The sequence below is a fragment of the Streptomyces sp. NPDC059456 genome (genome assembly GCF_042750055.1).
GTDB lineage: Bacteria > Actinomycetota > Actinomycetes > Streptomycetales > Streptomycetaceae > Streptomyces.
In genome coordinates this window covers 1-10,043 of sequence record NZ_JBHYVA010000283.1, presented here as the reverse complement: position 1 = coordinate 10,043, position 10,043 = coordinate 1, and the positions used below count along the sequence as shown (strand labels likewise).

Genomic DNA, 10,043 nt, shown 5'->3' with positions numbered 1-10,043 from the left:
GCCGGGGCGCCGCCCGTGGCGGAGCCGGTGCGCGGGCCGCCCGAACGGCGGCGCGAGCCGGAGCCGCCGCCGGAGCCGGAGCGCGCCTTCGGCTGGGTGGGCTGCGGCACCTCCAGCACCACGGGGATGCCCGAGGGCTCCTTGGCGCCGGTCAGCCGGGACAGCTCCTCGTCGGAGGACTTGATCTGCGCGGTGCGCGGGGAGATGCCGGCGTCCGACATCAGGCGGGTCATGTCGCGCTTCTGCTCGGGCAGGACCAGGGTGACCACGCTGCCGGACTCGCCGGCGCGGGCGGTGCGGCCGCCGCGGTGCAGGTAGTCCTTGTGGTCGGTCGGCGGGTCGATGTTGACGACGAGGTCGAGGTCGTCGATGTGGATGCCGCGCGCGGCCACGTTGGTGGCGATCAGCGCGGTGACCTCGCCGGTCTTGAACCAGTCCAGGGTCCGGTTGCGCTGCGGCTGCGAACGGCCGCCGTGCAGGCCGGAGGCGCGGACGCCGTCCGCAAGGAGCTTCTTGACCAGGCGGTCGACACCGCGCTTGGTGTCCACGAACATGATCACCCGGCCGTCGCGAGCGGCTATGCGCGTCGCCACGGCCTTCTTGTCGGTCTCGTCCATGACGTACAGGACGTGGTGCTCCATCGTGCTGACCGCGCCCGCGGACGGGTCGACGGAGAAGGCGACCGGGTCGTGCAGGAACATCTTGACGAGCTTGTCGATGTTCTTGTCGAGGGTCGCCGAGAACAGCATGGTCTGGCCCTCGGGCTGGACCTGCTTGAGCAGGGCGGTGACCTGCGGCATGAAGCCCATGTCGGTCATCTGGTCGGCCTCGTCGAGGACGGTGATCGCGACCTGGGAGAGGTCGGCGTCGCCACGGTCGATGAGGTCCTTCAGACGGCCGGGGGTGGCGACGAGCACCTCGGCGCCGCGGCGCAGGGCGCCGGACTGCCGGTTGATCGACATGCCGCCGACGACGGTCGTGGTGCGCAGGTTGACGGCCGTGGCGTACGGGGCCAGGGCGTCGGTCACCTGCTGCGCGAGCTCGCGGGTCGGTACGAGGACCAGCGCGAGCGGCTGCTTCGGCTGTGCGCGGCGGCCGGCGGTGCGGGCCAGCAGCGCCAGGCCGAAGGCCAGCGTCTTGCCGGAGCCGGTGCGGCCGCGGCCGAGCAGGTCACGGCCGGCGAGCGAGTTCGGCAGCGTCGCGGCCTGGATCGGGAACGGCTCGGTGACGCCCTGGGCGGCGAGGGTCTTCAGCAGCGCCTCGGGCATGCCCATGTCCTCGAACGCGGCCACCGGCGGGAGGGCCGGGGTCAGCGGTTCGGGCATGGTGAATTCCTGGGGCCGGGCGACGGGGGCGGACTTCTGCCGTCCCGCGCCAGCCTTCGGACGTCCCTGGGCCGCACCTCGACCCCGGGTGGGGCGGCGGCTGGGTCGTGCGGAGCTGGAGCTGGTCATGCGAGAAAGCCCTCCTGAAACCGGCAAGGTAAAACAAAGGTCGAGACAGCAGACAAGCCGGGGCCCGCACCTCGCGGCGCGGACCCCGGCATGCTGAAGGAATTAGGCGGGGATGATGTTCTCCGCCTGGGGGCCCTTCTGGCCCTGCGTCACGTCGAAGGACACGCGCTGGCCCTCCTGGAGCTCACGGAAGCCCTGGGTGGCGATGTTCGAGTAGTGGGCGAAGACGTCCGGGCCGCCGCCGTCCTGCTCGATGAAGCCGAAGCCCTTTTCCGAGTTGAACCACTTCACGGTGCCAAGTGCCATTTTGAATCTCCTGAATAGGCGGCAAAGGGCCCCATCCGGAGAGTCCGGCAAAACAATAAAAGCGCCTGAGGAACATTCCCGTCAGGCGCACATAAAGTTCATGGGTACCACAACTGCAACGGCTCCTAAGCTAGCACACCTCGCCCGCGGGGTGCCGCCGCCGTCCGCGGCAACCCCCTGGCACCGCCGGACGGCGATCACGTGACGGGGCTGCGCGTCAGAGGCGTTCGATGATGGTGACGTTCGCCTGGCCGCCGCCCTCGCACATCGTCTGGAGGCCGTAGCGGCCGCCCGTGCGCTCCAGCTCGTGCAGCAGGGTGGTCATCAGTTTCACCCCGGTGGCGCCCAGCGGATGGCCCAGGGCGATGGCCCCGCCGTTGACGTTCACCCGTTCGGGGTCGGCGCCGGTCTCCTTCAGCCAGGCCAGGACGACCGGGGCGAACGCCTCGTTGATCTCCACCAGGTCGATGTCGCCGAGCGTCATGCCGGTCTTCTTCAGGGCGTACGCCGTGGCCGGGATCGGGGCCGACAGCATGCGGATGGGGTCCTCGCCGCGTACGGACAGGTGGTGGATGCGGGCCCGCGGCCGCAGGCCGTGTTCGGCCACCGCCCGCTCGGAGGCGATCAGCATCGCCGCCGCGCCGTCCGAGACCTGGGAGGAGACGGCCGCGGTGATGGTGCCGCCCTCGACGACCGGCTTCAGGGTGGCCATCTTCTCCAGGGTGGTGTCCCGGCGGGGGCCCTCGTCGACGCGGACGTCCCCGTACGCCACCGTCTCGCGGTCGAAACGGCCCTCGTCGATCGCACGCAGCGCCCGCCGGTGGGAGCGGAGCGCGAACTCCTCCATGGCGCGGCGCGTGATGCCCCATTTCTGTGCGATCAGCTGCGCGCCGTGGAACTGGTTGACGGGGGCGTCTGCGTACCGGGCGCGCCAGCCCTCGCTGCCCGCGTACGGGCCCTGCGTGAGGCCGAGGGGTTCCGCGGCCTGCCGGGACGCGAAGGCGATCGGGATCATCGACATGTTCTGGGTCCCGCCCGCGACGACCAGGTCCTGGGTCCCGGAGAGCACGCCCTGCGCCGCGAAGTGGACGGCCTGCTGCGAGGAGCCGCACTGGCGGTCCACCGTGACGCCCGGCACTTCCTCCGGCAGCCCCGCGGCCAGCCATGCCGTGCGTGCGATGTCCCCGGCCTGGGGTCCCACCGTGTCCAGGCAGCCGAAGACCACGTCCTCGACGGCGGCCGGGTCCACCCCGGTCCGTTCGACCAGCGCCTTCAGCACGTGCGCGCCCAGGTCGGCCGGGTGGACCGCGGACAGGCCTCCCCCGCGCCGCCCCACGGGGGTGCGTACCGCGTCGACGATGTAGGCCTCGGGCATGGGGACTCCTCTGATCGGTGGGGTCAGCTGCGTACGGCGATCCCGTCCAGCACCATCGACAGGTACTGGCGGGCGATCTCCTCGGGGCTGTGCTGTCCTCCCGGCCGGTACCAGGACGCCGCGACCCACACCGTGTCGCGGACGAAGCGGTAGGTGAGGCGGATGTCGAGGTCGGCCCGGAAGACCCGGGCGGCCACCCCGCGCTCCAGCGTCCCGAGCCAGGCCTTCTCGAACTTCTGCTGCGAGTCGGACAGGTACCGGAAGCGGGGCTGCGCGGACAGGTGCCGGGATTCCTTCTGGTAGATCGCGACGGCGGCGCGGTGCCGGTCGATCTCCCGGAAGGACTCGGTGACGAGGGCCTCGATGGTCTCCCGGGGGCCGAGGCCGGCGGCGAGGACGGTGTCGTAGCCCTCCCACAGCTCGTTCAGGAAGGCCGAGAGGATCTCGTCGAGCATCGATTCCTTGGAATCGAAGTGGTAGTAGAGGCTGCCGGCGAGCATGCCGGCGGCGTCGGCGATCTTGCGGACGGTGGTGGCGTTGTAGCCCTGCGCGGCGAAGACCTCGGCTGCGGTGTCGAGGAGCTCGCGCCGGCGTTCGGGTGAGGCCGTCACCTGGGGCTTCTTCTTGGCTGTCGGCCGGGTCGGCTGGTTCGTTGGCACGCGCCCATTCTCGGCCTATGCGCGCTGGCTGCTGACCGAGACGGTCTCGCCGGTCATGTACGAGGAGTAGCCGCTGGCCAGGAACACGATGACGTTGGCGACCTCCCAGGGCTCGGCGTGGCGGCCGAAGGCCTCGCGGGCCGTGAGCTCGCCCAGCAGTTCCTCGCTGGTGACCTTCACCAGGTGCGGGTGCATGGCCAGGCTGGGGGCGACCGCGTTGACGCGTACGCCGAACTCGGCGGCCTCCAGTGCCGCGCAGCGGGTCAGGGCCATCACCCCGGCCTTGGCGGCGGCGTAGTGGGCCTGGCCGGTCTGGGCGCGCCAGCCGACGACGGAGGCGTTGTTGACGACGGCGCCGCCCCGCCCGGAGGCCTTGAAGGACCGCAGTGCGGCGCGGGTGCAGCGGAAGGTGCCGGTCAGGGTGACGTCGAGGACCTTGCCCCACTGTGCGTCGGTCATGTCGACGAGGGCGGCGGTGCCGCCGAGGCCGGCGTTGTTGACGACGATGTCCAGGCCGCCGTGGGTCTGCTCGGCGCAGGCGAAGAGGGCGCCGACCTGGTCCTCGTCGGTGACGTCGCAGGGCAGGGCGGTGACGCGGCCGGCGCCGAACTCGGCGGCGAGGGCCTGCTCGGTCTCCTTCAGGCGGCGGGCGTGGGAGTCGCCGATGACGATGCGGGCGCCCTCCTCCAGGAAGCGGCGGGCGGTGGCCCCGCCGATCCCGGCTCCGGCGGCGGCGGTGATGACGGCGCTGCGGCCGTCCAGCAGGCGGTGGCCGGGCACGTGGCGGGGTTCGTTCATGCGCTTTCCTCGACGCTGCTCATGGCCGTACGGTAACCTGCCAAACGCTTGTTAGGGAAGCGTGCGAAGGGCGTGGAAAGGGGCGGGCACCTGATGGATCTGACCCAGACGTCGGAGGTCGCGGCCTTCCGGGCGCAGGCCCGGGCCTGGCTCGCCGAGCACGTCCCGGACTCCCCCCTGCCCTCCCTGGAGACGGCCGAGGGCTTCGCGGTGCACCGTGCGTGGGAGGCCCGGCTGCACGCGGCCCGCTGGTCGGCGGTGTCCTGGCCCGAGGAGTACGGGGGCCGGGGCGCGGACATCGAGCGGTGGCTGGTCTTCGAGGAGGAGTACTGGGCGGCGGGGGCGCCCGGCCGGGTCTCCCAGAACGGCATCAGCCTGCTCGCGCCGACCCTCTTCGACCACGGCACCCCCGAACAGCGGGCCCGGGTGCTGCCGCCGATGGCGAGCGGCGAGGTGATCTGGGCGCAGGCCTGGTCCGAGCCCGAGTCGGGCTCCGACCTGGCCTCGCTGACGTCGCGGGCGGTGCGCACCGGGGGCGGCTGGCTGCTGTCGGGGCACAAGACCTGGTCCTCGCGGGCGGCGTTCGCGGACCGGGCGTTCGGCATCTTCCGCACCGACCCGGGGGCCGGGAAACCGCACCGGGGGCTGACGTACCTGATGTTCGACCTGCGGGCGCCGGGGGTGACGGTGCGGCCCGTCGGGCGCCTCGACGGCAAGCCGGCGTTCGCGGAGCTCTTCCTCGACGAGGTCTTCGTACCGGACGAGGACGTGATCGGGGAGCCGGGGCAGGGCTGGCGGATCGCGATGTCGACGACGGGCAACGAGCGCGGGCTGACGCTGCGCTCCCCGGGGCGGTTCCTGGCGGCGGCGGACCGGCTGGTCGCGCTGTGGCGGGCCGCCGGGGATCCGGGCGACACCGCGCTGCGCGACCGGGTGGCGGACGCGGTGGTGGGGGCGCGCGCGTACGAGCTGTTCACCTGGGCGGGAGCCACGCGGTTCGCGGCGGGCGAGCGGATCGGCGCCGAGTCCAGCCTGAACAAGGTGTTCTGGTCGCAGTACGACATCGCCCTGCACGAGACGGCGCTGGACCTGCTGGGCGCGGACGCCGAGCTGGCGCAGGGCCCGTGGGCGGAGCCCTGGGTCTTCTCGCTGGCCGGGCCGATCTACGCGGGCACGAACGAGATCCAGCGCGACATCATCGCCGAGCGCCTGCTCGGCCTCCCGAAGGGCCGCCGCTGATGCGCTTCCTGCCGACCGCCGAACAGGCGGACTTCGCCCGTACGCTGCACGGCCTGCTCGGCGCCTCGGAGGTCCCGGCGGCCGTACGCGCCTGGGCCGCCGGGGACCACGGGCCGGGGCGGGCGGTGTGGTCGCGGCTCGCGGACACGGGCCTGTTCGCGCTCGCGGCGGACGAGGCGTACGGCGACCTGGGCGGGCTGGGGCTGCTTCCGGTGGAACTGGCCCTCGGCTTCGTGGAGCTGGGACGGGCGGGGATGCCGGGGCCGGTGGTGGAGACGGCTGCGGCGGCCGTGCTGCTGTCGGTGCTCGGGGCGGCCGGGGAGGACGGGCCGGCGAAGCGTTTCCTGCCGGGGCTGGTGACGGGCGGGGCCCTGGCCACGCTGACCCTGCCGGGCGGAGGCCCGTACGCCCTGGACGCGGACGCGGCCACGTACTGCTTCACGGTGTCGGCGACGGGGGAACTCCGCGTCGCGGACGGGAGCACGGACATGGCCCCGGGCGGCGGTACGGGCGCGGACCCGGGCGGCGGTACGGAGAGGGGCGCGGGCGGCGGTACGGGCGCGGACCCGGGCGGCGGTACGGGGAGGGGCGCGGGCGGCGGTACGGGCGCGGACCCGGGCGGCGGCTCGGGGAGGGGTGCGGGCGGGCCGCTGCGGTCCACGGACCCGGCGCGCAGGCTGTTCGCGCCCGCGGCGGACGGGGAGTTGCTCGCCGCCGGCCCGCAGGTCCTGGCGGCGGCGGGGACGGCCCTGGGCTGGGCGCGGCTGCTGACCGCGGCCCAGTGCCTGGGCGTGGGCGAGGCACTGCTGGCCGACACGGTGCGGTACGTCAAGCAGCGCACGCAGTTCGGCACGCCGGTCGGCGGCTTCCAGGCGGTGAAGCACCGGCTGGCGGACACGCTGCTGGGCCTGGAGTTCGCGCGGCCGCTGGTGTGGGCGGCGGCGCTCACCCTGACGCCGTGGGAGGTCGCGGCGGCGAAGCTGGCCGCGGGCGAGGCGGCGTACGCGGCGGCCATGACGGCGCTGCAGCTGCACGGGGCCGTCGGCTACACGGAGGAGCTCGACCTGTCCCTGTGGCTGCGCAAGGCACGGCCGCTGCGCGATGCGTGGGGGTCGCCGTCGGCGTGCCGGGCGGCGGTGCTTCAGGAACGGGACCGGGAACGAGACCGGGAACGGGAGCGGGAACGAGAGCGGTAGTACGTCGCGAGAGCGGTGTTCACGAGGACGATTGCGGCGAACCAGAGTCCGGCGGCCCGCTGCCCGAGCGCGAGGAGCGCGAGGGCGGCGGCACCGAACACCACGGCCTTGACCGCGAGCCGCGCGGCGAGGGGGACGGCGAACCGGGCCTTGGGCGCGGCGAACGCCCCCCACAGCACGGCGGCGGCCAGCGGAGCGGCCACGGCGAGCCAGAGGCCGGCGGTGGAGCCCCACCAGGCGAGGACGCCGAGCGCCACCAGTTCCAGCACGAACGCGAGGCCCTCGTTGACGAGGAAGAGCGGATGCGCGCCGCGCCGGCTCACAGGACGGCCACGCTGAGGGTGACGACGTAGCGCTCCTCGACCGCCCCGTCGGGGAACACGGCCGCCAGCCGGGCCCGTTCCGCGTCGAGGAACTCCCGTGTCCCGGCCGGTCCGAGCATCAGGAAGGCGGAGTGGCTCGCGTGGTTGGCGAGGTGCACGTCGAGCGGGATCCGGCGCGACCAGCGGACCTCGCGGGTGGTGAACGCCGGACCGGCCGGCAGGGCGCGGAAGGTGGCCCCGCCGGCGGCGAACAGGTCCCGGATCCGCGCGTCCTGTTCGGCGATCCAGGGGACGGCGCAGTCCATGTCGTTCCACCACAGGGCGAGCGCGCCGCCGGGGCGCAGCACGCGACGGGCCTCGGGGAGGGAGCGCGCGGGGTCGGTCCAGTGCCAGGCCTGGGCGTACGTGAGGAAGTCGAACCCGGCGGTGACGAGCGGCAGCCGGTCGCCGTCCCCGCGCACGAGCGGGATCCGGGGGTGCGCGCGCCGGAACTCGGCGGCCATGCCGTCACCGGGTTCGACGGCGAGGACGTCCGCGCCGCGGGCGTGCAGGGACCCGGTGGCGATCCCGGTCCCGGCGCCCACGTCGGCCACCCTGGCCCCGCGCAGCGGCCGCCCGGCGAGCGCCTCCAGGAGGTCGAACAGCTCCTCGGGGTATCCGGGCCGGTTCGCCGAGTACAGCGCCGCGGCGGCGTCGAAGGACCGGGCGCGGATGCGGGGCGTGGACGTCATGGCGTCATTGTTTTCGATCCCGGCCCCGCAGACCAGGGCCGTGCGCCGGCCGCCTCCCGGGGCCGGATCCGCTTCAGCGGAACGTGTGGACGACCTCGATCCGGCCCACGATGTGCGCGTTGAACTCGTCCAGCTCCTCCGCCGGCACCCACAGCTCCAGGATCGTCTGCCCGCCCGCCTGCCGGACGGGGTAGCGGGCCAGGAACTCCGTGTCGACCTCGAAGCGCGTCACGAAGCCGGCGCCGCTGTGCTTGACGTTCCAGTCGCGGGCGATGCGGATCGCGTAGTCCTCGTTCAGGACGGGGTAGAAGATCGGCTGCTCCGGCAGCCGTGGCGGCCAGGCCCGCCAGTCGAGCGCGCGGACGAGGTCGAGCTCGTCCGGGCCGGTCGGGCGCCAGAGGGTGGTGGTGTGCGGGGTCGGGGTCGGGGTCGTAGAGGACATGGAGGTGGACCCTAGGCCCGGCCGAGCACGTGTGACCAGCGGATTTCCGTTCAGGCGCGGCGGCGGCGCGGGGAGTGGCGGAGCAGGGTCAGCGTCTGGACGGCCAGGAGGATCGCGGCGCCGGTCCCGGCCGTCGGGAAGTCGTCGGCCGAGGCCCAGGCCCGGCCGCCCAGTTCCGCGATGCCGACCGCGGCCAGCGCGACCAGGAAGCGGGGCACGAACTCGGCCTCGGTGCCGTGCAGTACGCCCGAGCCGACGACGAAGACGGCCAGCAGGACCGGGATCCAGGGTGCGTCCGGCTCGCGCAGCAGCAGCGCGGCGCCGGACTCCACCGCCAGGACGAGTACGTTGCGGAGCAACATCGACATGAGCACATCATGCCGGGGAAATGCGCGTGCGTCCCGGCCGGGTCGGTGTCTAGGATCCACGTCAAGGCGGGGTCGTAGCACAGAGGTAGTGCGCCTACACAGCATGGAGGAGGACGCCGGTTCGAATCCGGCCGCCCCGCCCCCTCATTCCGCTTCGCGTACGCTCCGCCCGAGGGCGGGGTCGTGGTACAGCGGTCGTTGCGCCCCCTCCATCGGGGAACACGCCGGTTCGAATCCGGCCGCCCCGCCCTCCTGTCCCGCCCCGCCGGGGCTACTCCGTGGCCCGGAGCCAGGCCGTGACGGCCGTCAGCGCCGTGCGGGCCGCAGGCAGCGGCAGGCCCAGGAACCCGTGGAAGACCCCCGGGTGGAGGTGGACCGTGCAGTCCACCCCCGCCGCGCCCAGCCGCCGCGCGTACGCCAGGCCCTCGTCGCGCAGCAGATCGCAGTCCGCCAGCACCAGCAGCGTGCGCGGGAGCCGCGACACGTCGCGGGCGCGCAGCGGTGAGACGTACGGGTGCGCCGGGTCGCCGCCGTACTGCTGCCAGTACCAGGCCATGTGGGCCGCGGTGTGGAAATGCCCCTCCCCGTACGCCGCGACGGAACCCGGCGCCGAGCCCGGTGCGGGGTCGGGACCCGGCCCCGGCCCCGGCCCCGCACCCTCCGGGACCGAAGCGGTCGCCGGCGTCGGCGCGGGCGTCGGCGCCCCGGCCGCGTCCAGCGGCGGGTACACCAGCAGCTGGCCCGCGACCAGTTCGGGTGCCCGCAGCGTGGTCACCGCCGCGAGGTTGCCCCCGCTGGAGTCCCCCGCCAGCACCACCCGGCCCGGATCGCAGCCCAGCGCGCCCGCCTGCTCCCGCGCCCACAGCAGTATGGTCAGCGCGTCGTCCGCCGCCGCCGGCCAGGGGTGTTCGGGCGCGAGCCGGTAGCCGACGGAGACGACCACCGCGCCCGATCCGGCGGCCAGCCTCCGGCACGTCGCGTCGTGCGTGCCGATGCCGCACATCACCCAGCCGCCGCCGTGCAGGAAGACCACCAGCGGGCGGCCCGCCGAGCCCGGTGCGGGGTCGTAGACCCGGACCGGGACGCCCGAGGCGTCGCCGTCCCGGACCGAGGCCACCTCCGGGCCCGCCGACCGGCCGCCCGCCGACCGGC

12 protein-coding genes and 2 tRNA genes are annotated in these 10,043 nt (G+C 74.0%); 4 read left to right on the top strand and 10 right to left on the bottom strand.

Annotation, left to right across the window (positions count from 1 at the left end; translation table 11 throughout):
* The 5 genes from ACFXA3_RS23390 to ACFXA3_RS23370 form a co-directional block, all read right to left on the bottom strand.
* A partial coding sequence (locus ACFXA3_RS23390; protein ID WP_385189630.1) for a DEAD/DEAH box helicase occupies nt 1-1,454 on the bottom strand: 1,454 nt, incomplete at its 3' end.
* Between the two features lie 102 nt (nt 1,455-1,556).
* Complete coding sequence (locus ACFXA3_RS23385) at nt 1,557-1,760, bottom strand: cold-shock protein (RefSeq protein WP_030010141.1); 204 nt, start codon at nt 1,758-1,760, stop codon at nt 1,557-1,559.
* 217 nt (nt 1,761-1,977) lie between these two features.
* Nucleotides 1,978-3,135, bottom strand: coding sequence for an acetyl-CoA C-acetyltransferase (locus ACFXA3_RS23380; RefSeq protein WP_385189627.1), 1,158 nt, complete (start codon nt 3,133-3,135; stop codon nt 1,978-1,980).
* 23 nt (nt 3,136-3,158) lie between these two features.
* Nucleotides 3,159-3,794, bottom strand: coding sequence for a TetR/AcrR family transcriptional regulator (locus tag ACFXA3_RS23375; RefSeq protein ID WP_385189624.1), 636 nt, complete (start codon nt 3,792-3,794; stop codon nt 3,159-3,161).
* Between the two features lie 15 nt (nt 3,795-3,809).
* Nucleotides 3,810-4,592 carry an SDR family oxidoreductase gene (locus ACFXA3_RS23370; RefSeq protein WP_385189622.1) on the bottom strand — a complete coding sequence of 261 codons (783 nt, stop codon included), beginning with the start codon at nt 4,590-4,592 and terminating at the stop codon, nt 3,810-3,812.
* A 93-nt stretch (nt 4,593-4,685) separates the two neighbouring features.
* Here ACFXA3_RS23370 and ACFXA3_RS23365 point away from each other — a divergent pair, with 93 nt between their 5' ends.
* Nucleotides 4,686-5,831 (top strand): acyl-CoA dehydrogenase family protein, encoded by a 1,146-nt coding sequence (locus ACFXA3_RS23365; protein WP_385189619.1) that lies wholly within the window; start codon nt 4,686-4,688, stop codon nt 5,829-5,831.
* Nucleotides 5,831-7,027, top strand: coding sequence for an acyl-CoA dehydrogenase family protein (locus ACFXA3_RS23360; RefSeq protein WP_385189616.1), 1,197 nt, complete (start codon nt 5,831-5,833; stop codon nt 7,025-7,027). Before ACFXA3_RS23365 ends, ACFXA3_RS23360 begins: the two co-directional genes overlap by 1 nt.
* On the opposite strand, the gene ACFXA3_RS23355 is transcribed toward ACFXA3_RS23360, so the two are convergent.
* The 4 genes from ACFXA3_RS23355 to ACFXA3_RS23340 form a co-directional block, all read right to left on the bottom strand.
* Entirely contained in the window at nt 6,973-7,350 is a 378-nt protein-coding gene (locus ACFXA3_RS23355) for a YrdB family protein (RefSeq protein ID WP_385189614.1), read from the bottom strand. The genes ACFXA3_RS23360 and ACFXA3_RS23355 overlap by 55 nt on opposite strands.
* Nucleotides 7,347-8,081: a class I SAM-dependent methyltransferase gene (locus ACFXA3_RS23350; protein ID WP_385189612.1), complete on the bottom strand. Its 735-nt coding sequence runs from the start codon at nt 8,079-8,081 to the stop codon at nt 7,347-7,349. Before ACFXA3_RS23350 ends, ACFXA3_RS23355 begins: the two co-directional genes overlap by 4 nt.
* A gap of 73 nt (nt 8,082-8,154) precedes the next feature.
* A complete protein-coding gene (locus ACFXA3_RS23345) occupies nt 8,155-8,523 on the bottom strand; it encodes a hypothetical protein (RefSeq protein WP_385189610.1) in 369 nt (122 codons plus the stop codon).
* Between the two features lie 50 nt (nt 8,524-8,573).
* Nucleotides 8,574-8,891 (bottom strand): hypothetical protein, encoded by a 318-nt coding sequence (locus ACFXA3_RS23340; protein ID WP_385189608.1) that lies wholly within the window; start codon nt 8,889-8,891, stop codon nt 8,574-8,576.
* Nucleotides 8,892-8,957: 66 nt separating this feature from the next.
* Between ACFXA3_RS23340 and ACFXA3_RS23335 the strand changes: the two genes are divergently transcribed.
* Together ACFXA3_RS23335 and ACFXA3_RS23330 are read left to right on the top strand one after the other, a co-directional pair.
* Nucleotides 8,958-9,032 (top strand) — tRNA-Ala (locus tag ACFXA3_RS23335).
* A gap of 34 nt (nt 9,033-9,066) precedes the next feature.
* Nucleotides 9,067-9,140: transfer RNA gene (locus ACFXA3_RS23330), tRNA-Trp, on the top strand.
* A 22-nt stretch (nt 9,141-9,162) separates the two neighbouring features.
* Here the strand turns inward: ACFXA3_RS23330 and ACFXA3_RS23325 are convergent.
* A partial coding sequence (locus ACFXA3_RS23325) for an alpha/beta hydrolase (RefSeq protein WP_385189606.1) occupies nt 9,163-10,043 on the bottom strand: 881 nt, incomplete at its 5' end.